The 21,190-nt window shown below is 70.0% G+C and carries 15 protein-coding genes; 7 read left to right on the top strand and 8 right to left on the bottom strand.

Annotation, left to right across the window (positions count from 1 at the left end; all coding sequences use genetic code 11):
• The first annotated feature begins 26 nt into the window (after positions 1-26).
• The 5 genes from WG212_RS06895 (at position 27) to WG212_RS06875 (ending at position 7,007) form a co-directional block, all read left to right on the top strand.
• Positions 27-971: a glyoxylate/hydroxypyruvate reductase A gene (locus tag WG212_RS06895; protein WP_337186343.1), complete on the top strand. Its 945-nt coding sequence runs from the start codon at positions 27-29 to the stop codon at positions 969-971.
• Between the two features lie 397 nt (positions 972-1,368).
• On the top strand, positions 1,369-3,426 hold the full coding sequence (locus WG212_RS06890; protein ID WP_337186342.1) for a TonB-dependent siderophore receptor: 2,058 nt from the start codon (positions 1,369-1,371) through the stop codon (positions 3,424-3,426).
• A 10-nt stretch (positions 3,427-3,436) separates the two neighbouring features.
• Positions 3,437-4,858 (top strand): DUF3526 domain-containing protein, encoded by a 1,422-nt coding sequence (locus WG212_RS06885; protein WP_337186341.1) that lies wholly within the window; start codon positions 3,437-3,439, stop codon positions 4,856-4,858.
• Entirely contained in the window at positions 4,855-6,276 is a 1,422-nt protein-coding gene (locus WG212_RS06880; RefSeq protein ID WP_337186340.1) for a DUF3526 domain-containing protein, read from the top strand. Before WG212_RS06885 ends, WG212_RS06880 begins: the two co-directional genes overlap by 4 nt.
• Positions 6,277-6,284: 8 nt before the next feature.
• Positions 6,285-7,007, top strand: coding sequence for an ABC transporter ATP-binding protein (locus WG212_RS06875; protein WP_337186339.1), 723 nt, complete (start codon positions 6,285-6,287; stop codon positions 7,005-7,007).
• Between the two features lie 116 nt (positions 7,008-7,123).
• Here the strand turns inward: WG212_RS06875 and WG212_RS06870 are convergent, their stop codons facing one another.
• Positions 7,124-9,073, bottom strand: a complete 1,950-nt coding sequence (locus WG212_RS06870) for a PAS domain S-box protein (RefSeq protein ID WP_337186338.1) — start codon at positions 9,071-9,073, stop codon at positions 7,124-7,126.
• A gap of 254 nt (positions 9,074-9,327) precedes the next feature.
• On the opposite strand from WG212_RS06870, the gene WG212_RS06865 reads away from it, so the two are divergent.
• Positions 9,328-11,427: a catalase gene (locus tag WG212_RS06865; protein ID WP_337186337.1), complete on the top strand. Its 2,100-nt coding sequence runs from the start codon at positions 9,328-9,330 to the stop codon at positions 11,425-11,427.
• Between the two features lie 74 nt (positions 11,428-11,501).
• On the top strand, positions 11,502-12,671 hold the full coding sequence (locus tag WG212_RS06860; RefSeq protein ID WP_337186336.1) for an FAD-binding oxidoreductase: 1,170 nt from the start codon (positions 11,502-11,504) through the stop codon (positions 12,669-12,671).
• Positions 12,672-12,716: 45 nt separating this feature from the next.
• Here the strand turns inward: WG212_RS06860 and WG212_RS06855 are convergent, their stop codons facing one another.
• The 7 genes from WG212_RS06855 to WG212_RS06825 all read right to left on the bottom strand — a co-directional run bounded on the left by WG212_RS06855 (position 12,717) and on the right by WG212_RS06825 (position 21,190).
• Positions 12,717-13,226, bottom strand: a complete 510-nt coding sequence (locus WG212_RS06855; protein ID WP_337186335.1) for a pyridoxamine 5'-phosphate oxidase family protein — start codon at positions 13,224-13,226, stop codon at positions 12,717-12,719.
• A 367-nt stretch (positions 13,227-13,593) separates the two neighbouring features.
• Positions 13,594-15,060, bottom strand: coding sequence for a sulfatase-like hydrolase/transferase (locus WG212_RS06850; RefSeq protein ID WP_337186334.1), 1,467 nt, complete (start codon positions 15,058-15,060; stop codon positions 13,594-13,596).
• A complete protein-coding gene (locus tag WG212_RS06845; protein ID WP_337186333.1) occupies positions 15,057-15,917 on the bottom strand; it encodes an SUMF1/EgtB/PvdO family nonheme iron enzyme in 861 nt (286 codons plus the stop codon). The genes WG212_RS06850 and WG212_RS06845 overlap by 4 nt, the downstream gene beginning before the upstream one ends.
• A gap of 176 nt (positions 15,918-16,093) precedes the next feature.
• Positions 16,094-16,978 carry a crotonase/enoyl-CoA hydratase family protein gene (locus WG212_RS06840; protein WP_337186332.1) on the bottom strand — a complete coding sequence of 295 codons (885 nt, stop codon included), beginning with the start codon at positions 16,976-16,978 and terminating at the stop codon, positions 16,094-16,096.
• A gap of 33 nt (positions 16,979-17,011) precedes the next feature.
• The gene (locus tag WG212_RS06835; protein ID WP_337186331.1) at positions 17,012-18,868 is read right to left on the bottom strand and encodes an alkyl sulfatase dimerization domain-containing protein; all 1,857 of its coding nucleotides are present in this window, start codon (positions 18,866-18,868) and stop codon (positions 17,012-17,014) included.
• A 5-nt stretch (positions 18,869-18,873) separates the two neighbouring features.
• Entirely contained in the window at positions 18,874-19,662 is a 789-nt protein-coding gene (locus WG212_RS06830; protein WP_337186330.1) for an SDR family oxidoreductase, read from the bottom strand.
• 94 nt (positions 19,663-19,756) lie between these two features.
• Positions 19,757-21,190, bottom strand: coding sequence for an MFS transporter (locus WG212_RS06825; RefSeq protein ID WP_337186329.1), 1,434 nt, complete (start codon positions 21,188-21,190; stop codon positions 19,757-19,759).

Raw genomic sequence — 21,190 nt, 5'->3', positions numbered from 1 at the left:
CTACCGGGTCCGAGGCGGGTCGAACCATGAACACACAAGGCCAGGCGGTGCTGCTGCTGGCATGCTTCGGGGTCGACGCCGAACCCTGGGCCCGCGCGTTCGCGACTCTGGCGCCCGATGTCGACCTGCGCGGCGCCGACGCGCCGGGTCCGCCCGACGAGATCGACTATGTCCTGGCCTGGAACGTCCCCGCTGGCGGCTTGCGCGCCTATGCCCGCCTGAAGGCCGTGTTCAGTCTGGGCGCCGGTGTCGACGGGCTGGTCGGCCGCCCGGACCTCGGCGAGACGCCGGTCGTTCGCATGGTCGACGAAAGCCTCGCCCAGGGCATGGTCGAGTACGTCCTGATGTCGGTGCTGCGCCATCACCGGGACGCCGCGCTCTACGCCCGGCAGCAGGCGCGGAAGCTCTGGATCCCGCACCGGCCGCCGCTGGCGCAGGACCGGGTCGTCGGCGTGCTGGGCCTGGGCGAACTGGGCGGACCCTGCGCCTCGGCCCTGGCCGGGATCGGCTTCCAGGTGCGGGGCTGGGCGCGTACGCCCCGCAGCCTGCCCGGCGTCGAGGTGTTCTGGGGCGCGGCGGGCCTGTCGCGGTTGCTGCAGGGGTGCGAGATCCTGGTCTGCCTTCTGCCCCTGACGCCCGACACGGCGGGCCTGCTGGACGCCGATCTCTTCGCGCGGCTGCCCCGGGGCGCCTGCGTGATCAACGTCGGGCGCGGCGCCCATCTCGTGGAGGCCGACCTGCTGGCCGCGCTCGACAGCGGTCAGGTCGCCGGCGCCACGCTCGATGTGTTCGACCGGGAACCCCTGGCCGCCGACCACCCCTTCTGGACGCATCCCTCCGTCGTCGTCACGCCGCACGCCTCGGCCTTCACCCATCCGGAAAGCGCCGCCGCCAAGGTGGTCGCGGACATCCGGCGGATCGAGGCGTCCCGAACTCCAACCCATCTGGTGGACCGCTCACGGGGCTATTGACTTGCCGCACTCCTGGCCGAGGGGGTCATCGGCGACCAGGCGTTCGTGATCCCCACCATGGCCTGACCAAGGCTTGGGCGTTCCTCCCGACGGCGACGCGGTAGGCGCTGAAGGGGCGCCCGGACATCAGGGGCGCCACCGGCGCAGCGCTGAACCCTGAGGCCCGCCTGAGCGCCGCGCCCGGAAGGACGGTCGCTTCGCAGGTCACTCGCACCTGGCCGGGTACACGGGCGTGGCCGCCACGGCGGCCAGGTCAGCGGGGAAATCTGCGTCGGATCCTTCGATCCCGGGGCGCGACCTGTGCCCACGCCCGCGGAACATGGCGGCTTGAGAATCGAAATGATATAACATAACAGTTTGGTTGCGAGTGGATTTGGGGGCGGTGATGAGGGGGCGGATGGGCGCGCGCTTCGCGGCGGTTTTGCTGTGCGGCGCATCCAGCGGCCACGTGCTTGCCGCAGAGGCGGACATCGACATCGAGAGCGTCGTGGTCTCGGGGCGGCGGATCGAGAACTACCGGGCGGTGGACACCCTGACCGGGGTGAAGATGGACGCCGAGCTGCGCGACCTGCCGCTGTCGATCTCGGTGGTGTCGCAGGAGCTGATCCAGGACCGCTCGCTCAATCAGCTGGGGGAGGCCCTCGACAACGTCAGCGGCGCCCAGCGCAAGGCGGGCTACGGCGGCGTTCAGAACTTCGGCGCCTATCTGCGCGGCTTTGACGCGAGCTTTCTGACCCTGCGCAACGGCGTCCGCGACTTCGGCTTCTACACTCTGCGCGACACCGCCAACGTCGAGCGTTTCGAGGTGCTCAAAGGGCCAGGCTCGGTCCTCTACGGGGCGGTGACTCCAGGGGGCATCACGAACACCATCACCAAGAAGCCCACGACCGAGCCGCTGATCCGGGCGCAGGCCGTCGTCGGCAGCTTCGACCGCTATCGCGGCGAGCTCGATGCCGGCGGACCGATCGCAGGAACCCTCTATGGCCGGCTGAACGTGGCTGCCGACGACGCCGGGAGCTTCCGCGACAAGACCGGTGTCGACGGCTACTTCATCGCCCCTGTCCTGACCTGGAAGGCGACGGAGAGCCTCGACTGGACGGTGGAGCTCGAGCACCGCAGGAGCGACTACACCTGGGACCTGGGCCTCCCGCGCCACCCCAACAGTTTCAAGGTCCCGATCAGCCGCTTCCTGGGCGAGCCGGATGGCGTGAACAGGGTGGAATCCACCTTCGTCGCCTCGACGATCGAATGGCGCCTGAACGAGGATTGGCGGCTGCGCCAGACAACCGGCTACGCCTGGACGGACGGGGACTACGCCCTCCGCTCGTTCTCCGGTGTCCAGGCCGACGGGCGCACCGTGAACCGCGTCGCCTACGACAACTGGGAGAAGTCCCATAGCTTCGTGGTCCAGAATGAGCTGGTGGGGGCGTTCCAGACCGGCGGGCTGGGGCACAGGTTCGCGGCCGGGGTCGAGGCCTACGAGACCCAGCAGGCCTATTCGTTCTTCTTCTCGGGGCTCGCGCCCATCGATCTCTTCGCGCCGGTGTACGGCGCCAAGCCTCAGCCGGGCGGGTTCGTGCTGTTCGCCGACGAGGTGACCAACCGCGCCCTGGGGGTCTATGCCCAGGACCTGATTTCGCTGGGCGAACGGTGGAAGCTGCTGGTGGGGGCGCGCTACGACCGGGTGCGCAACAAGAGCGTCAACCTGATGACCGGAGCCCTGGCGCGCAAGAGCGTCGACGAGGGTTTCAGCCCCCAGGTCGGCCTCGTCTACCAGCCCGACACCGCCACCAGCCTCTACGCCAGCTACGGCGAATCCTTCATGTCCGTCACCAGCGGCCGGACGGCGTCGGGGGACGATCTCGACCCGGAGGAGGGCCGCCAGCTGGAAGCGGGGATCAAGCGGACCTGGCTGGGCGGGCGGCTGTCCACGACCTTGGCGGCCTACCACATCACCAAGAAGAACGTCTCCACGCCCGATCCGGACAATCCGGTCTTCCGGGTGCAGACCGGCGAGCAGGAGAGCAAGGGTGTCGAATTCGACGTCGCAGGCTCGCCGCTGCCGGGCTGGGACATGATCTTCGGCCTGTCTTACATCGATGCCCGGGTCAGCCGCGACAACACCTTCCGGGTCGGATCGCAGCTTCCCGGCGCGCCGATGCACAGCGCCAGCCTCTGGAACAAGTACACGGTGCAGGAGGGAATGCTCGAGGGGCTCGAGCTCGGCCTGGGCGTGTACTACGTCGACGATCGCGCCATCGCCCTGCCCAACCCCGCCTTCCGTCTGCCCAACTACGTGCGGGTGGACGCCATGGCCGCCTATGGCCGCGGGCCCTGGCGGGTGCAGGTCAATCTGAAGAACCTCGGTGACGAGACGATCTACGACCTCTCCAGCACCAACATCTTCCCGCAGGAGCCCCGGTCGGTGACCGTCCGGCTCATGTACGGGTTCTGAGGCCAAGGCGATGATCGGAGCGATCGCCCGCCGCGAGCTGGCGCTGCAGATGCGGGATGGCCGCCTGGTGATGACCGGGGTCGTCCTGCTGCTCGCGGTGCTCGCCGCCACCACCGCCGGCTGGTTCCAGTTCGAGCGGGCGCGGGGCGAACGAGAGCACTTCATCGCCGAGGCGCGCCAGCAGTGGCTGGACCAGGGCGAGCGCCACCCCCACCGCGCGGCGCACTTCGGCGCCTATGTGGCCATGCCCGAGCTCAGCCTGGCGATGTTCGAGCCCGGGCTGCGGCCCTTCGCGGGCCAGACGCTCTGGCTGGAGGCGCATGACCGGCCGGCGTTTGCCAACATCCCGTCGGAGGACGACCTCACCCTGCAGACGGGCCTGGGGGTCGCCAGCGGCTCGGCGATCCTGCAGATGCTGGGGGGCCTCCTGGCGCTCACCCTGGGCGCGCTCGCCATCGTTCGCGACCGTGAGAGCGGGATGCTGCGGCTGGCGCTGGCGCAAGGCGTGAGTCCGTTCGCCTGGACGGGCGGAAAACTTCTGGGCCTGGCGACGGCGCTGGCCTTGCCCCTCGCGCCGGCGGCGCTCCTGGCGGTGGGCGTGGCGGCCTGGGCCGCGCCGGGCGGCACGGCGCTCGACATCGTCGTCCGCGGCCTCGTCCTCCTGGGCGCCGACGCTCTGCTGCTGCTGGGGCTGCTGGCCGCTGGGGTGGCGATCTCGGCCGTGGCCAGGTCCTCGCGCGGCGCGCTGACCGCCGCGCTCGGCCTTTGGGTGGGGATCTTCGTCCTCGCGCCGCGGGCGGCGACGACCCTGGTGGAGCGCGTCTCGCCGGCCCCGAGCCTGGAGGCCTACCAGAAGGCGGCGCGGACCGCTTTCGACGAGGGATACAGCGACCGGCCCGGCTACGCGGCGCAGTTGAAGGCGCTCGAGACCAGGACGCTGGCTGAGCACAAGGTCCAGCGTCTCGAGGACCTGCCCGTAGGCTTCTCCGGCATCCGCATGCGCCACATGGACGCCTGGTCCACCGAGGTGGACGATCGGGAGTACGCCCGGCTCGTGCGGACCTACGACGACCAGTCGCGGATCCGCATGGCGGTGTCGCTGGCCTCGCCGTTCGTCGCCGCGCGCAGCGTCGCTCAGGGCATGGCCGGGATGGACTGGCCGCACCACCGCGATTTCCTGGAAGCGGCCGAAACGTATCGGCGGGGTTTCGGGCTGCAGATGAACAGCCTGATCGAGGCGCGGGTGCGCGGCGCCGGTTGGGAGATGGACGGCGATGGACGCGACTGGTCCGCGGTGGCGCCGTTCCACTACGCCTCGCCCTCGGCCGGCTGGGCGATCGCGCGGCAGGCGGCGTTCCTCGGCCTGCTCGCCGCCTGGACGATGGCGGCCCTCGTCGGTCTTGTCCTGGCGTCCCGGAGGCTGCGGCCATGAACGGCTTGTGGCGCCGGGAGGCGCGGCTCTTCTTGCGGGCGCCGGGCGTGGCCGCACTGCTGCTGGTGCTCCTGGCCTTGTGCGGGCTCGGCGCCTGGAACGGCGCCCAACGGCTTGAGGCGGACCGGTCCAGGGTCGCAGCGGCGCAGTCCGAGGATCAGGCCGCCTTCGCCAGGAAGCGGGCCATGCTCGTGGAGCTCGAGGCCGGGCGGATGCAGGAAGGCCAGTTTGGCAGCGCCCGCAAGGCGCACCAGGCGGTGTTGAGCGCCGGGCGCGCCCTCGCGCCGCCGGACGCGGAGCTGGGCGTGCTGTCCGCCGCCGAAGCGCGGCCCGCGCCGGACCTGCTGAAAGTGAGCTTTCTGACCCGTCACCGCGACCAGCAGCCGACGCTGGACGATCCCTCCAATCGACTCGACGGACCCTTCGACCTGTCTTTCGTCGCCACCTGGCTTGCGCCGCTCTTCCTGCTGTTCCTGACCTACGATGTGCTCGCGCGCGACCGGGAGCAGGGTAGTGCGGCCTTGCTGGCCAGCCAGGGCGTCAGCCTGGCGCGGATCGTCGTGGCGCGCCTCGGGGTCCGATACCTCGCGGTCTTCGCCATAGTGGGGGGCGTGGCGCTCGCCGCGGCCCTGTTCACGGAGAAAGGGCGGCCCTCGGCGCCCGCGCTTCTCGCCTGGCTGGGCGGGCTGGCCCTGATGCTGGGCGTCTGGTGCGCGCTGTCGGCTGCCATCAACGCGCGGGCCCGCAACTCGGCGGCGGCCGCCCTCGCGCTGCTCTCGATCTGGATCGCCTCGGCCCTACTGGCGCCGGCGGTGATCAGCGTGGTGGTGAGCGCCGTCGCGCCGCCGCCGGACCGCCTCTCGGGCGTCCTCGCCATGCGCGAGATCGAAAGCGACCTCAACCGGCGCCGCGCCGAGGTGACGGCGGCCTACTACGCCGCCAAGCCGCAGAATCGGCCGGTGCGCCAGGGTGACGAGTACGAGCACTACTTCGTCACCGAAATGACGCCGCGGACGCTCGCTTTCGACGCCCGCTTCGCGCCGGTGGCGGCGAGGATGGACGCCGCCCGCGTCCGGCAGGCCGAGGCCCTGCGGTGGGCCTCGCCCGCCAGCCCCTCTCTGGCGCTCAAGCTGCTGACCGAGGATCTGGCCGGCGGTGCGCCGGAACGCCGGGTCCGCTTCCTGGCCGACGTTGACGCCTGGCAGGCGCGCTGGCGGGCGCACTTCGAGCCCAAGCTGGCGTCGATGCGGCCGCTGACGCTGGCGGACTACGACGACAAGCCCGACTTCATGCCCCGCCCGGAGGCGGCCGGCGCGCGGTGGGGCCGGATCGCCGGCCTGCTGGCGGCGCTCTCCATCCCGTTCCTTCTCGCCCTGGCCTGGGCCTGGCGCGCCTTGCGTTCGGCCGGCCCCCTCTGAGGTTTCTGATGCTGGCCGCCGAACGCCTCCACAAACGCTATGGGTCGCACACGGCCCTGCACAGCTTCGACCTGACCGTGCGCCCGGGCGAGGTCTACGCGCTGCTGGGGCCGAACGGCGCCGGCAAGACAACCACCATCAACTGCTTCCTGGGGTTCGTGCGACCGGATGGCGGCAGGGTTCTGGTGGACGGGTGCGACCCGGCCCAGGACCCGCTCGGCGCCCGCGCCGCCCTGGCCTATATCCCCGAGCAGGTGAACCTGTACGGCTGGTTCTCCGGCCTCGAGAACCTCGCCTACTTTGCGGAGTTGGGCGGCCATAGCTATGGAGCAGACGAGTTGGTCGGGTTCCTCCGGGAGGCGGGCCTGGAGGCGGACGCTCTCAGCCGGCCGGTCAGCGGTTACTCAAAGGGCATGCGCCAGAAGGTCGGCATCGCGATCGCGCTCGCCAAGGACGCCAAGGGCCTGTTGCTCGACGAGCCGACCAGCGGCCTCGATCCGCGCGCCTCGCATGAGTTCAGCGAGCTGCTCCGTAAGCTCTCCAGTCGCGGCGTCTCGATTCTGATGGCGACCCACGACATCTTCCGGGCTCTGGATGTGGCGCACCGGATCGGCATCATGGTCAGCGGGCGGCTGCTCGAGGAGATGGACGCGAAGTCGGTGACCGGCGCCGAGCTGGAGAACCGCTATCTCGAAGCGACCCGCGCAACCGCAATCAGCGCCAGCTCCTAGGTGTATGGTCCTCAGGGTGGTCGACATGCCGGAGGTTTGCCAGGGGCGGCGCGCCACCGATGAAGCCGGCCACCGCGATGACGGCCGTTCGCCCTTCGCTGTCGCGGCTTAGATCCTCAGCTATCGAGCACCTCGCGGATGCGTGAAGCGAGTTGCTCGAAGGTGAAGGGCTTCGGAAGCAATTCCACGCCCTCGTCGAGGCGTCCCTGATGGACGATGGCGTTGCGGGAGTACCCGGTCGTGAAGAGCACCTTCAGAGCCGGGCGCAGCGTCCAGGCTTCGTCAGCCAATGCACGACCTGTCTTCCCCGGCAGCACCACGTCGGTGAAGAGCAGATCGACCCGCTGTGCGCTGGCGAGAACAGCCAGGGCCCCCTCGGCATCCACCGCTTCGAGCACCTGATAGCCGAGTTCGGTCAGGCTCATGACACTGTAGGCGCGTACGTCGGGATTGTCCTCGACGACGAGTACGACCTCGTCCCCCTCTGCGGTCGGGCGGCCTGGATCGGACGATGCGGGATCGGCTTCATCCGCGCCGCGATATCGAGGCAGATAGAGCTTGACGCAGGTGCCTTGGCCGATCTCGCTGTAGATCGTGACATGGCCGCCCGACTGCTTGACGAAGCCGTAGACCATGCTGAGGCCCAGGCCCGTGCCTCGCCCCAGCTCCTTCGTCGTGAAAAAGGGCTCGAAGACCTTCGAGAGGATGTCGGCCGGAATGCCCGAGCCGCTGTCCGTCACGGAGATCATCACGTACTGGCCCGGCACGACCTCGGCGTCCTGGGCCGCATAGCCGGCATCGAGGTAGGTGTTGGCGGTCTCGAGTGTGAGCTTGCCGCCGCCCGGCATGGCGTCGCGTGCATTGACGGCGAGGTTGAGGATCGCGCTCTCCAGCTGGTTCTGGTCGACTTCGACCCGCCATAGGCGCGACGACAGCACGCCTTCCAGCTCCACCTGCTCACCCAGGCTGCGGTGGAGCAGTTCCGTCATGTCGCGGACCAGCGCATTGAGATCGGTCGGCGTGGGTTGAAGCGCCTGTTTGCGCGAGAACGCGAGAAGGCCGGCGGTGAGGCTCGCCGCTCGCTCGGCCGCATGGCGCGCCATCTCCAGCGCCCTCTGGGTGCGCGACGCGTCGCCCGCCTTCCGGGAGATCGTGTCGAGACCGCCCATGATGACCGTGAGGAGGTTGTTGAAGTCGTGGGCGACCCCGCCGGTGAGCTGGCCGACCGCCTCCATCTTCTGGGATTGAAAGAGCGCCCGGCGCGTCTCTTCCAGAGCCTGTTCGGCTTCCCGACGTTCCGTGATGTCGCGCGTGATCTTTGCGAATCCGACGAGGTCTCCGTCGTCGCTGCGGATCGCGTCGATGATCACATGCGCCCAGAAGCGGCTGCCGTCCTTCCGCACGCGCCAACCTTCGGTCTCCCAGCGGCCCTCGTGTTCCGCGGTCCGCAATCCTGCGGCCGGTACGCCGTCGCGCTGCTCGTCCTCGGCGTAGAAGCGCGAGAAATGCTCGCCGACGATCTCGTCGCGTGTGTAGCCCTTGATGCGCTGGGCGCCCGAGTTCCAGCTGCTCACCCGACCTTCGACGTCGAGCATGTAGAGGGCGTAGTCGGTCACCCCCTGGACGAGGAGGCGGAACTGTTCCTCGGTGCGCCGCAGAGTCTCCTGGACAACGCTTCGCTGGGTCAGATCGCGGGTCACCTGCGCGAAACCGATCAGGGTTCCGGCCGGGTCCCGGATAGGGTCAATGATCACGTGCGCCCAGAATTTTTCGCCATCCTTGCGAACACGCCAGCCCTCCGCCTCGAAACCGCCTTCCGCGGCGGCGGCCTTCAGCGCCGTGTCGGGGTGGCCGGCCGCACGATCCTCCTCGGTGTAGAACCGTGAGAAGTGCTGGCCGACGATCTCTCGGGCCGAATAGCCCTTCAGGCGCTCGGCCCGGGGGTTCCAGCTCGACACCAAGCCCGCAGGGCTGAGCATGCAGACCGCATAGTCGGCGACCGCGCCGAGCAGACGTTCCGAGCGCCCTGCGTCCGACTGCGAGCTCAATACTTCGTTGTCCGGCAAACGCATCTCCCCGGTCGCCCGGCGGCAGGTGAGCGGTCCTATCCTGTGGCGTGAGATGCAAGTCCGGTCAATTGCGTCCGCGCCGGCGATAGGTCCGATCACGGTAGACGTGCGGACGCCGCGGGAGTTCCTCCAAGGCCTCGCGACGCCGCCCCGGACAACGATCTGCAGAAACATGGCGTCCGTGCGCGTCCAAAACCGCATCCGCGCGTTGAGCGCCTGCACACCATTCACACCCGCTGCGGGGACCGAGCATGGCGACTTCCAAGACCCACGGGAACAAGGCGACGGGGAACAAGGCGACGGCTGCGGGCGGCGAGACCCACCAGACCGCGGCGTCAGCGGACATGCGGCTGACGACCAACCACGGCGCGCCGCTCGGCGACAACCAGAACGCGCTGAAGGCGGGCGCCCGTGGTCCCTCGCTGCTGGAGGACTTCATCCTCCGCGAGAAGATCCAGCACTTCGACCACGAGCGCATCCCGGAGCGGATCGTGCATGCCCGCGGAACGGCCGCGCACGGCTACTTCGAGCTGACCGAATCCCTGGCCGACTACACCCGCGCCAGGATCCTCACCGAGGTAGGCGAGCGGACCGAAGTGTTCGTCCGCTTCTCGACGGTCGCCGGCGGCGCGGGCTCGGTGGACACGCCCCGCGACGTCCGGGGCTTCGCCACGAAATTCTACACCAGGGAGGGCAACTGGGACCTGGTCGGCAACAACATCCCGGTGTTCTTCATCCAGGACGCCATCAAGTTCCCGGACCTGGTCCATGCGGTGAAGATGGAGGCCGATCGCGGATACCCCCAGGCGGCGTCCGCGCACGACACCTTCTGGGACTTCGTCGGCCTGATGCCGGAGGCGACCCACATGGTCATGTGGGCGATGTCGGACCGCGCCCTCCCGCGATCCCTGCGGATGATGGAGGGCTTCGGGGTCAATACCTTCCGTCTCGTCAACGACAAGGACGAGGCGACCTTCGTCAAGTTCCACTGGCGGCCGAAGCTCGGCGCCCAGTCCACGTGCTGGGACGAGGCGGTGAAGATCGCCGGCGCCGACCCCGACTATCACCGCCGCGACCTGTTCGAGGCCATCGACCGTGGCGCCTTCCCGGAATGGGAATTCGGGGTGCAGCTGCTGAGCCAGGAGGAGGCCGACGCTCTGCCGTTCGACATCCTCGACGCCACCAAGCTGATCCCGGAAGAGGCGCACCCGATAAGGGTGGTCGGCCGCATGGTGCTGGACCGCAACGTGGACAACTTCTTCGCCGAGACCGAGCAGGTCGCCTTCCTGCCGACCAACATCGTGCCCGGGATCGACTTCTCGGAGGACCCGCTGCTTCAGGGCCGGTTGTTCTCCTACCAGGACACCCAGCTCTCGCGCCTGGGGACGGTCAACTTCCACCAACTGCCGATCAACCGCCCCAAGGCCTGTCCCTTCCAGAACCTGCAGCGGGACGGTCAGATGCAGACCCAGGTCTTCAAGGGTCGCGCCAACTACGAGCCGAACAGCCTGGCCGAGGCCGGGGAGGACGGCGGTCCGCGCGAGGATCCGGTCGGCGGCTTCCGCAGCTTCGCGGCGCCGACAGAGGGCGCGAAAGTGCGTCTGCGCGCCGAGAGCTTCGCCGACCACTATAGTCAGGCCCGGCTCTTCTACGCCTCGCAGACCGAGATCGAGCAGGCCCACATCGCCAGCGCGCTGGTCTTCGAGTTGTCGAAGTGCGAGCTGGAACATGTCCGCAACCGCATCCTCGGCAATCTCCGGAACGTCGACGCCGGGCTGGCCCGGCGGGTGGCGGAGGGGCTGGGCATGCCGCTGCCGGCCCGGTCGAAGGCCGTGGTCGAGCCGCAGGAGATGGCGCCGTCGCCGGCCTTGCGCATCGTCGGCAGATATCCTCCCACCCTGGAGGGCCGCAGCGTCGGCGTCCTGGTCACGGACGGGGCCGACGGCGCCGTGGTCCAGGCGGTCAGGAAAGTCGCCGAGGCCGCCGGCGCGTCGGTGAAGATCGTCGCCCCGAAGGTGGGTGGCGTCAGCCTGAAGGGCGGCGGGGTCCTGAAGGGCGACGGACAGCTGGCCGGCTCGCCGTCGGTCATCTTCGACGCCGTGGCGCTGGTCATGTCCGAGGCGGGGTGCGCGGCGCTCCTGAACGACGGGGCGGCGGTCGATTTCGTCATGAACGCCTTCGGGCATCTCAAGGCGATCGGCTTCACCGCCGAGGCGCAGCCGTTGCTCGATAAGGCCGGCGTGGTCCCCGACGACGGCCTTGTCGACCTCGCGGGCGGCGCGGAGGCGTTCGTCGGGCCGGCGAGCACGCGGCAGTGGGATCGCGAACCCAAGGTGAGGACACTCGCCTGACCCGGAGGATCGCGAGGGGCGGGAAAGGATCGGCGACGGTCAGGCGCAAGCTGCGGACCGGCGAGCCGCTCTGGATGAACAGCCGCGGGAGCCATGTGCCGCATTCGCCCCTGGCTGGTCCGCTCGACGTCGACGTGGTCATCGTGGGGGCGGGCGTCAGCGGCGCCTTCATGGCGCATGAACTGGCCAGGGACCACAGCGTAGCGGTGCTGGATCGGCGAGGCCCCGTACAGGGAAGCACGCTGGCCTCGACGGCGATGCTGCAGTGGGAGATCGACCTGCCGCTGATCGCCCTCGCCGACAAGATCGGCGCCGCCGAGGCGGCCAGGGTCTACCGGCGGTCCTACGCCGCCGTCGGCGACCTGCTGCGGATCGTGGATGAAGCCCGGATCCGATGCGCGATCCAGCGCAAGACGTCGATCTACCTGGCCGGGGACGCCTATGGTTCGCGCGCCCTGAGGCGGGAAGTCGCGGCGCGTACGGCCATCGGGCTGCCGTCGGCCTATCTGACCGGGCGCGACCTGCGCATGCGCTTCGGGATGGCGCGGACGGGTGCGATCCTGTCCGAAGGCTCCGCCAGCGCCGATCCCGCCTGCCTGGCGGCGGGCCTTCTGCGTCGCGCGATCCGCGCCGGCGCGAAGGTCTATGCGCCGGTCGAGGTGACCGAGGTGCTCCGGGGCCACGGCCGCCTGGGTCTCGTGACCGACAGCGGCTTCGAAGTGCGCGCCACCCACCTCGTGTTCTGCTGCGGCTACGAGTTCCCCAAAGGCGTGCCCACCCCCGGCGCGGAGGTCGTGTCGACCTGGGCCCTGGCGACGTCGCCGGAGGTCGAGGCGCCCTCCTGGCTGGCCGATCATCTCGTCTGGGAGGCTTCGGAGCCCTATCTCTACTTCCGCGCCACCAAGGATGGCCGTCTCGTCGTCGGTGGGGAGGACGAGGCTTCGGCCAGCCGCCATGGTGATCCCCGCCTGCTTCGCCCCAAGGCGCAGGCGATCCTCCGGAAGCTCAAACGCCTCACCCCCGAACTGGAGGTGTCCGCCGACCATGTCTGGGCGGGCGCGTTCGGCGCCAGCGCGACGGGGTTGCCCCTCATCGCCCCCACGCCCGGCCTCCCCGGGGCGTATGCGGTCATGGGCTTCGGCGGCAACGGCATCACCTACTCGGTGATCGCCAGCCAGATCGTGAGCGCCGCGATCCGGGGAACTCCGGACCCGGACGCGGCGCTCTTCGCCCCCAGGCCGTGACCCGTGGGTCCTGACCGGGGGCGGGCGGGGCCGACGGCTCGCGCGCTACAGCCGCACCTTCGCATTGTCGCCCATCTGCGGCGCCGATCCCGTCACCGCCGCGACCGCCATCTTGACCAGGGCGACGGCCTTGCCCGGGCTGTCCCAGAGTTCCCCGGCTTCGGGTGTCAGGGTCAGCAGCCGGATGGTCGGGTCGGTGGCGTCGTCCCACCAGGCCTTGTCGAAATCGGTCCACAACGCCGCGATCTTCTCGCGATCATTGGTCAGGCGCGCCTCGCCCGACATCAGGACGTACTTGTAGTCGCCGTTGTCCGCCCAGGCGCAGGACACGGCGGGGAAACGCTCGATCTCCGCGTTCTTCCCGCCGCCGGCGTCGACGAGGAAGTGGACCGCGTGCTCGTCGCGGCGGACGCGGGCCGAGAGCGGGCGGCTGCGCTGCTGCTCGCCGTCCCAGGTCGTGAACATGCAGATGTCGATCTTTTCCGCGAGTTCCCAGATCCGATCCTGGATCTCCTGGGGCGACCTGGGATTGTCGTTGGGGCGTTCCTTGGCCATGTGGGTCTCCTCCTGGGCAAGCCCTCCAAACGCGCGCCCGCCCCGCCCGTTGCAAGCGCTCCGCAGCCCAGGGGGAGGTCGCCGGGATCGGTCTGCCCCTCGCCGACGGTGGAGAGGCGGTGGTGGCCGCCGTTGTGCTCAGGGGCGGGATTCCTGACGACGACCTGAAGCGGATCGTGCGCGGGTCCCGGCCACAAAGGCGTCCAGGCGGATCGTGGCCCGGGAGGCCCGAGGGCATGCCGGCGGCCCGCGCCCTGATCCGCGAACTCACCCCGGAGCACAAGCGACCGTTGGCGCGCGCGATCCGTTCCGCGGGGAGCCCAGCGCTTCTGCCTGTCGCCGGACCATCCCAAGGTCGGTCCGAACGTTAGATCGGAAGCTTGAACGGCGTTCCGCAGACGTCCTGGTCACGGGGCGGCCGTGACGGCCAGCGCGGATCCTGCATGTCCTTGGCCCAGCGATCGAAGGCGGCCTCGAGTTCGCGAAGCTTGTCCGGACGGCTCGCGGCGAGGTTCGTCGTCTCGTTCAGGTCGTCCTTCAGATTGAAGAGAAGGGTGTATTGCCCGTCCAGGCTCTTCCACAGCTTCCAGTCGCCGATCCGGATGGACGCCAGCGGCCGGCGGCGCCAGGCCAGCAGGTCGTGCGGGGGACCGGCCTTTTCGCCCGTGAGATAGGGTGTGAGGTCGACGCCGTCGTAGACGCGGTCCTTCGGCAGGGTTCCGCCCGCCGCGGCCAGGGCGGTCGGGAAGATGTCGAGGCTCGAGACGACCTCGCGGTTGACCTGGCCGGGCTTCAGCTTCGCCGGCCAGCGAACCATCATCGGCGCCCGGACGCCGCCTTCATAGTGGCTGAGCTTGCCGCCCCGCAGAGGTTCGCACGAGCAGAGCCCGGGAATGTACGAGGCGCAGCCGTTGTCGGTGAGGAAGACGACGATGGTGTCGTCGGCCTCCCCGGACGCGTCGACGGCTTTCAGGACCTCGCCGACCATGTCGTCCAGGGCGGAGATCATCGCGGCGTAGACCCGTGCGCGCTCGTCGGCGATCTGCGGAAAGCGTTCATAGTACTTGCGGGTGACCATCAGGGGCGTGTGCGGCGCGTTGGGGGTCAGCATGAGGAAGTAGGGCCGGTCGCTGCGCGCGGCCTGCGTCACGTACTCGGCCGCGCGACGGCCGAAGTAGTCGGTGAGGTACTCGTCCTCGTTGTGGACCACGGTCCGCCCCGGCCCTTCGATGATCTGGCTCTGCGGCGTCCGGCGCGGCAGCGCCACGTCGGCGGTCGGCGCATAGCGCAGATCGGGGTGGTCCAGGCGCATGTACGCGGTGTCGCCGGTGAGGAAGCCGACGAACGCCTGATAGCCCCGGTTGGTCGGGTAGTAGGCGTCGTTGCTGCCGAGGTGCCATTTGCCGATGAGGGCGGTCTGGTAGCCCTGTCGTCCCAGCGCTTCGCCCATGGTCAGTTCGTCGGGCGGAAGGCCGAGGTTCTCCTCCACGTCGCGCTGCGGCGGACCGTTGTTGTACTCGTAGCCGAAACGGCCCTGGTAGCGGCCGGTCTGGATCCCGGCGCGGGACGGGCCGCAGACCGGGGCGGAGACGTAGGCGTCGGTGAAGCGGACGCCTTCCAGCCCGATCCGGTCGATGTTCGGCGTGCTGATACGCGTGGCGCCATAGGCGCTGATGTCGGCGTATCCCAGGTCGTCGGCCACGATGACGATGACGTTGGGCGTCTTGCCCGCCTTCGCCGCGCGCGGCGTCTTGGCGACGGCCGATGGGTGAGGCGCGGAAAAGGTCGTGAAGCCCAGGGTGAGGGCGGTGACCAGGGCTATGACACGTTTCATGAAGCCTCCTGAACGCGGGCGGTGTGGGCCGTGCGGCCTGGAATGGGGGCGGGGATGGGCGTGAACAGGCGTCCCGCCCGCGCCGGCGGGCGGTCGCCGCCGGACGCGCAACGGAACCCCACATGCATCAGCGAGGTGTCGGGCGTGGCATGGCCCCGGGCCGTGACCCTGAAGCCCTGGCAGAAGGAGGGATCGCAGAGGAAGGAGCCGCCGCGCTGGACGCGCTCGACGCCTCTGGCGTTGCGCGCGCCGTAGGGGACGTACCAGGACGCCGTCCATTCCCAGACGTTGCCGGCCAGATCGGTCAGGCCGGAGGGCGCGGCCCCGAAGGCCCCGACCGGCGAGGCGCCCCGATAGCCGTCATCCCCCTCGTCGAGGAGGGGAAAGAGCCCCTGCCAGACGTTGGCCCGCCAGCGCCCGTCCAGGCTCATGGGGTCACCCGCCCGGAAGACGTGTCCGTCCGGCGTCTGGCCGAGGCGCGCGGCGCGCTCCCACTCGAACTCCGTGGGAAGCCGCAGGCCGTAGGCCGCGCAGAACGCCTCGGCGTCGCGCCAGCTGACCTGGGTGACGGGATGGTCGTCGGCGGCCTTCGGGCCGGATCGCCCATAGGGGCGGCGCCAGTCGGCGCCGGGGTCCTGGGTCCAGCCGCCGGCAGTCTTGTCGAGCACGGCGCCGCCCCCGAGGCGCTCGGCGTCGGTCACATAACCGCTCGCGGTCACGAACGCCCGGAACTGGGCGACGGTCACCGGCGTGCGGTCGAGGAGGAACGCCGCGATCCGGCGGGTCGTCTGGGGACGCTCGTCGGGCGGCGCCTGGTCGTCCCCGATCTGCACGGTGGCCGCCGCGATCCGGACCATCGCCGCATCCCGCGCAGGCGCGGCGCCCTGGCGATCGGGCAGGGGCGCGCAGGCGGCGGCCACTGCGGCGGCGAGAAGGAGGCCCGCCGGGAAAGACCGGCCGCAAGCCGGCCGGCGCAGGGAGGGCTCTGGAGGTGTCGGACCGGGCATTCGGGCGTCCTTCGATCGATCGAGGGCTAGCGGTATTCGGGCTCCCGCCACTCGGGCCAGAGGTCGGGCAGGCCGGCTGACACGCGGTCGGGGAAGTCTGGAGCCCGCTTGTCCAGGAAGGACGCGATCCCCTCCTTGGCGTCATCCGAGGCCCCGCGAAGCCGCATGGAGCGGCTCTCGGCGCGGTGCGCGTCCATGGGATGATCCGCGACCATGCCGCGCCAGATCAGCTGCCGGGTCACCGCCATCGACACCGGCGCGGCGTTCTGCACGAACTCGGCCGCGAGCGAACGGGCCGCGGGCAGCAGGTCTTCGGGCGCGTGCAGGGCCTGGACCAGTCCGCGGCGATGGGCCTCCTCGGCGCCGAAGATCCGGCCGGAATAGCACCACTCCAACGCGGCCGGCGGCCCCACGAGGCGGGGCAGGAACCACGATGAACACGCCTCGAGCGCGATGCCGCGCCGGCTGAAGACGAAGCCGAACTTCGCCTCGCGTGAGGCCAGGCGGATGTCCATCGGCAACTGCATGGTGGCGCCCACGCCCACGGCCGCGCCGTTGACCGCGGCGATCACCGGCTTGAGGCTCTGGAAGATGCGCAGGGTCAGGCGGCCGCCGCCGTCGCGCGTGACGTCGCCTGTATCGCCGGCGGCCCGGCGCTCGGCTTCGCGCGAGCCTTCCCCGAAGGTCGCCCCGCCCGATCCCAGGTCTGCGCCGGCGCAGAAACCGCGCCCGGCGCCGGTGACGATCACCGCCTTCACGGCGTCGTCGGCGTCGGTCGCGTCGAACGCCGCGATCATGTCCAGCATCATCTTGGGCGTGAAGGCGTTGAGCCGGTCGGGGCGGTTCAGGGTGATCGTGGCGATGCCGTCCGCCACATCGTAGAGCAGGGTTTCGAATACGGGCTGGGCCATGGGCGCGTCTCCTTTTGGTCGGGGCGCTGACGATCAGGGCGCTGAGATTTCGAACCAGAGGTCGAAGCGGTCGAGCAGCGCGACGAGGCGGGCGAGCGCCGTGGCGCCATCGCCCGCAAGTCCGAGGTCGGCGACGGTCCTGGCGCCGGTGACCAGGTCCACGAGATCTGTTCGCGGAAGCGACACGCCGGGACCGCCATCGCCGCGCCGGTGGTGCAGGACGGCGTTCTCGATCCGCACGGCGAACTGCTCGCCGGTGTCGGTGAAGGCGATGGTCAAGCTCAGCGTCTCGACCCCGGCGGCCTCGCCGTTCAGGCGGACCGACAGGGCGTCGAGCAGGCTGTCGCCCGGAAGCGTCCGCAACTGATTGGCCGAGGCCTGGCGCGGGCTGTCGGATTTCGGCCGCGGCCGGCGAAGCTCCTGCGCGCCGGTGAGGTAGAAGTCCCGCCAGGGTCCGGACTCGGCCTGGTATCCCATCTGCTCCAGCGCATCGGCCTGCAGCGCCCGCGCCTCGGCGTGGGTGGGGTCCGCGAACACGAGGTGGCCGACGATCTCCGCCGTCCATCGGTAGTCGCCGGCGTCATAGGCGCGCCGGCCCTCGGCGAGGACACCCTCCGCGCCGCCCAGGGCCTCCACGTAGCGGCGGCCGGCGGCCTCGGGCGGATGCCGGTTCAGGTTGGCCGGGTTGCCGTCGAACCAGCCCAGGTACTTCTGGTAGACCGCCTTGGCGTTGTGGCTGAGCGTCCCGTAGTAGCTGCGGGTATGCCACTCCGCCTCGAGGCTGGGCGGCAGCCTCAGGACCTCGGCGATCTCGGCGCCGGTCATCCCGTGGTTCGCCATCCGCAGCGTCTGGTCGTGGATGAACTTGTAGAGGTCGCGCTGCTTGGCGAGGAAGCCGCGGATCGCCGCCTCGTCCCAGCGGGGCCAGTGGTGGCTGGCGAACATCACGTCCGTGGCGCCGGCGAACAGGTCGAGCGCCTCGTCGATATGGAACGCCCAGGCCTTGGCGTCCCGCACTTGAGCGCCCCTCGGCGTGTACAGGTTGTGCAGGTGGCAGGTGCAGTTCTCGGCCATGCACAGCGCGCGGAACTTCGGGAAATGGAAGTTCATCTCGGCCGGGGCCTCGGTGTCGGGCGTGACCTGGAAGACGATCTCCACCCCGTCGAGGTTCAGGCGCTGCCCCGTATGGTCGATCGAGATGTTGGGCGGCGTCAGCGCCACCCGGCCGGTCGAGGTGCCCTTGCCCAGGCCCGAGTCCACATGGCCGCGCGGGTCCTTCGGCAGCAGGCCCCCGTACATGTAGGTCGCGCGCCGGCTCATCACGTTGCCGGCCAGCACGTTCTCGGCGACGGCCGCTTCCAGGAACCCCTTCGGGGCGACGATCGGAACGCCCCGCGCGACGTCGTCGGCGGACAGGACGCCCATCACCCCGCCGTAGTGGTCGACGTGACTGTGCGTGTAGATGACCGCCGAGACGGGCCGGTCCCGGACCTGCCGCCGCACCAGATCGAGCGCGGCGGCGGCCGGCTGGGCCGAGGTCAGCGGATCGATGACGATCCAGCCCTCGCGCCCCTCCACGAACGTGACGTTCGAGATGTCGAAGCCGCGGACCTGATAGACGCCGGGCGTCACCTCGAAGAGTCCGTGCAGGGCATTCAGGCGGGCCTGGCGCCAGAGACTGGGATTGACGGTGTCCGGCCGCTCGCCGTCGAGGAAGGCGAATGGCGCCTGGCTCCAGGCGCCGGGAACCTCGGCGTCCGGAATGGTCCCGAGGAAGCCCCGGCGCGCGAGCGCGAAGTCGGCGCCGTCGTCCGGCGGGAGGCGGCCGGCGGTGTCGGCGTGAGCCGTCCGCGTCGCCTCCGTGGCGTCCTTGCGAAGATCGCCGCTCACGCGCGTCACCCCGCCTTCGGGGGCGAGATCTGGTCGCGCAGCCTGACCATGCCGCGGATCCACCGGTCGTAGTCGCCGACCTTGCGCTGCATGTAGGTCAGCACCTGCGGATGGGGGAGGATCAGGAAGGCCTCCTGCGCCAGGCCATCCACCACGCAACCCGCCACCTCCTCGGGCGACATGACGCCGTCGACCGCCTGCGATCCGCGGGCGCCGCGGATCATCGGGGTGTCGACCGCCTGGGGACAGAGGATGGAGACCCCGATGTTGTCGCGTTTGTGGGTGATCGCCAGCGCTTCGGCGAAGCCGACCGCCGCATGCTTGGTGGTGGCGTACGCCGGGCTTCCGGGCTGGCTGAGGAGTCCCGCGGCCGAAACGGTGTGGAGGAAGTGGCCGCCGCCCCGGGCGATCATGCCGGGGAGGGCGGCGCGGGCGGCGTAGACATGCGCCATGACATTGACCGCCCAGCCCAGCATCCAGGTCTCGTTGGACGCCGAGGTCGCATTGTCGAAATCCGGGTCGCGGACGGACACGCCGGCGTTGGAGCACATCAGGTCGATGCGCCCGAACCGGTCCTCGGCCAGCGCCACCATCTGCCGGACCTCGGTTTCGTCGGCGACGTCCGCCTGGACGCTGACGCCACCGACGGCCTTGGCCACCGCTTCGGCGGCGTCGCCGTCGCGGTCGGCGATCAGCAATCCGGCCGCACCCTCTTTGCGGAACCGCTCGGCCATCGCCTTGCCGATGCCGCCGCCGCCCCCCGTGATCACCGCGACCTTGCCGTCCAGTTTCATCTCGGTTCGTTCTCCCTGTTCTTGTTCACCGACCGGTGCGCGGCCGGTCTCGATGCCGCCGACCCCGATCGTCGGGGCGCCATCGGGGCGCGGCTCACCGGGCCACCAGGTCGGACTTCAGTGTACGGGCGGTCATCAGGAACAGCACGCCGCTCAGCGCATATATCGAGGCGGTGACCAGCATGGCGCGTTGGAGGCTCTGGGGATGGGCGACGGCGCAGACCTGTGTCATGGCCGCATCCAGCCCGCTTCGGGCCGCCCCCTCGCACGCCGCGCGGGTCAGGGACGCGGCGCCCATGTCCGAGACCTGCCAGGCGAAGATCACGTCGCTGAGCCCACCGATGAACAGCGGACCCAGGCCGTAGCCGATCAGGTTGATGACGAACATCATGACCGCCGTCGCGAGCGCCCGCGTCTGGGCGGAGACCACGCCCTGGCTGATCGTGTACTGCGCGGCCACGTAGCCGTACTTCACCGCGCCGCCCACCACGAGGCCGGCCAGGCAGATCCCGATATGATCGGTCGAGAACGCCACGATGTAGAACGGCACGCAGATGAGCAGGCCCAACCCCGGCAGCCAGGCGATGGCCGTCACGCTGCGTCGCCGAAGCTTCTCCGCCAGCCAACCCGTGGCGAAGGTGCCTGCCGCTGCGGCGAGGGCGACCGGCACGTTGATCGCCAGCGCCGCCTCGCCCGCGGTCATCCCGAAGCTGCGGCTCACGAACAGGGACTGGAACGTCGACAGGCCGTAGCCGCAGAACGCGGCGACGGTCGCGGCGGCCGTCATGGTGTAGAAGGACCGCCTGGAGGCGATCTCGCGCAGGCCGTCGGCCATGCGGACCCTTTCGCGCCGCGGCGTGCCCGGAGGATCGGTATAGCCGCGTGGCGGCTCCCGGACCGTGAGCTTGAGGCCCACGGCGACCAGTACGCCGGGCAGGCCCAGGATGAGGAACGCCCATCGCCAGCCGAAGGCGTCCGTGATCGGGCCGCCGATGACGTTCGCCAGCATCGTGCCCAGCGTGACACCCATCCCGAAGAAGCCGAGCGCGGTCGATCGGGCGTGGGGGGGAAAGTAGTCGGCGATGATCGAGTTGGACTGGGGAACGCAGCCCGCCTCGCCGACGCCCACGCCGACCCGGCAGGCCAACAGGATCCAGAAGGCGCCGATGGTGATGGAGCCGATCGTGACGTCCGCCGCCAGGCCGCACAGCGCGGTCATCAGCGACCAGATCGCCAGGCATATGCTCATGATCCACACGCGGTGACGCGTCTCGGCCAGTTGAGCGAGCGGAATGCCGACGACGGTGAACAGCAGGGCGAAGCCGAAGCCGGTGAGAAGGCCGAAGGCGGTGTCCGAGATGCCGAGCTCGGGCTTCATCTGCGGCGCGACGACCGACAGCAGGGTCCGGTCGACGAAGTTCAGGATGAAGATGAAGAGCAGCACGCCCAGCACCCACGACCGATAGCGGCGCGAGCCGTAGCCGTGGATGTGGCCTTCGTCGTCGCGGGTGGTGTCCGTCGCCGTCAT

This window comes from Phenylobacterium sp. (genome assembly GCF_037189685.1).
Lineage (GTDB): Bacteria > Pseudomonadota > Alphaproteobacteria > Caulobacterales > Caulobacteraceae > Phenylobacterium.
Note: the sequence above shows the minus strand (reverse complement) of the source record. Positions and strands in the feature narration are given on the sequence as shown.

Bases quoted from the DNA above. Each gene is read 5' to 3' on its own strand.
- WG212_RS06895 (WP_337186343.1), top strand. From the start codon at position 27: ATGAACACACAAGGCCAGGCGGTGCTGCTGCTGGCATGCTTCGGGGTC.
- WG212_RS06840 (WP_337186332.1), bottom strand. From the start codon at position 16,978: ATGGCCCAGCCCGTATTCGAAACCCTGCTCTACGATGTGGCGGACGGC.
- WG212_RS06860 (WP_337186336.1), top strand. From the start codon at position 11,502: ATGAACAGCCGCGGGAGCCATGTGCCGCATTCGCCCCTGGCTGGTCCG.
- WG212_RS06845 (WP_337186333.1), bottom strand. From the start codon at position 15,917: ATGGTCCGGATCGCGGCGGCCACCGTGCAGATCGGGGACGACCAGGCG.
- WG212_RS06830 (WP_337186330.1), bottom strand. From the start codon at position 19,662: ATGAAACTGGACGGCAAGGTCGCGGTGATCACGGGGGGCGGCGGCGGC.
- WG212_RS06875 (WP_337186339.1), top strand. From the start codon at position 6,285: ATGCTGGCCGCCGAACGCCTCCACAAACGCTATGGGTCGCACACGGCC.
- WG212_RS06825 (WP_337186329.1), bottom strand. From the start codon at position 21,190: ATGACGGCGACGGACACCACCCGCGACGACGAAGGCCACATCCACGGC.
- WG212_RS06865 (WP_337186337.1), top strand. From the start codon at position 9,328: ATGGCGACTTCCAAGACCCACGGGAACAAGGCGACGGGGAACAAGGCG.
- WG212_RS06885 (WP_337186341.1), top strand. From the start codon at position 3,437: ATGATCGGAGCGATCGCCCGCCGCGAGCTGGCGCTGCAGATGCGGGAT.
- WG212_RS06890 (WP_337186342.1), top strand. From the start codon at position 1,369: ATGGGCGCGCGCTTCGCGGCGGTTTTGCTGTGCGGCGCATCCAGCGGC.
- WG212_RS06850 (WP_337186334.1), bottom strand. From the start codon at position 15,060: ATGAAACGTGTCATAGCCCTGGTCACCGCCCTCACCCTGGGCTTCACG.
- WG212_RS06855 (WP_337186335.1), bottom strand. From the start codon at position 13,226: ATGGCCAAGGAACGCCCCAACGACAATCCCAGGTCGCCCCAGGAGATC.
- WG212_RS06880 (WP_337186340.1), top strand. From the start codon at position 4,855: ATGAACGGCTTGTGGCGCCGGGAGGCGCGGCTCTTCTTGCGGGCGCCG.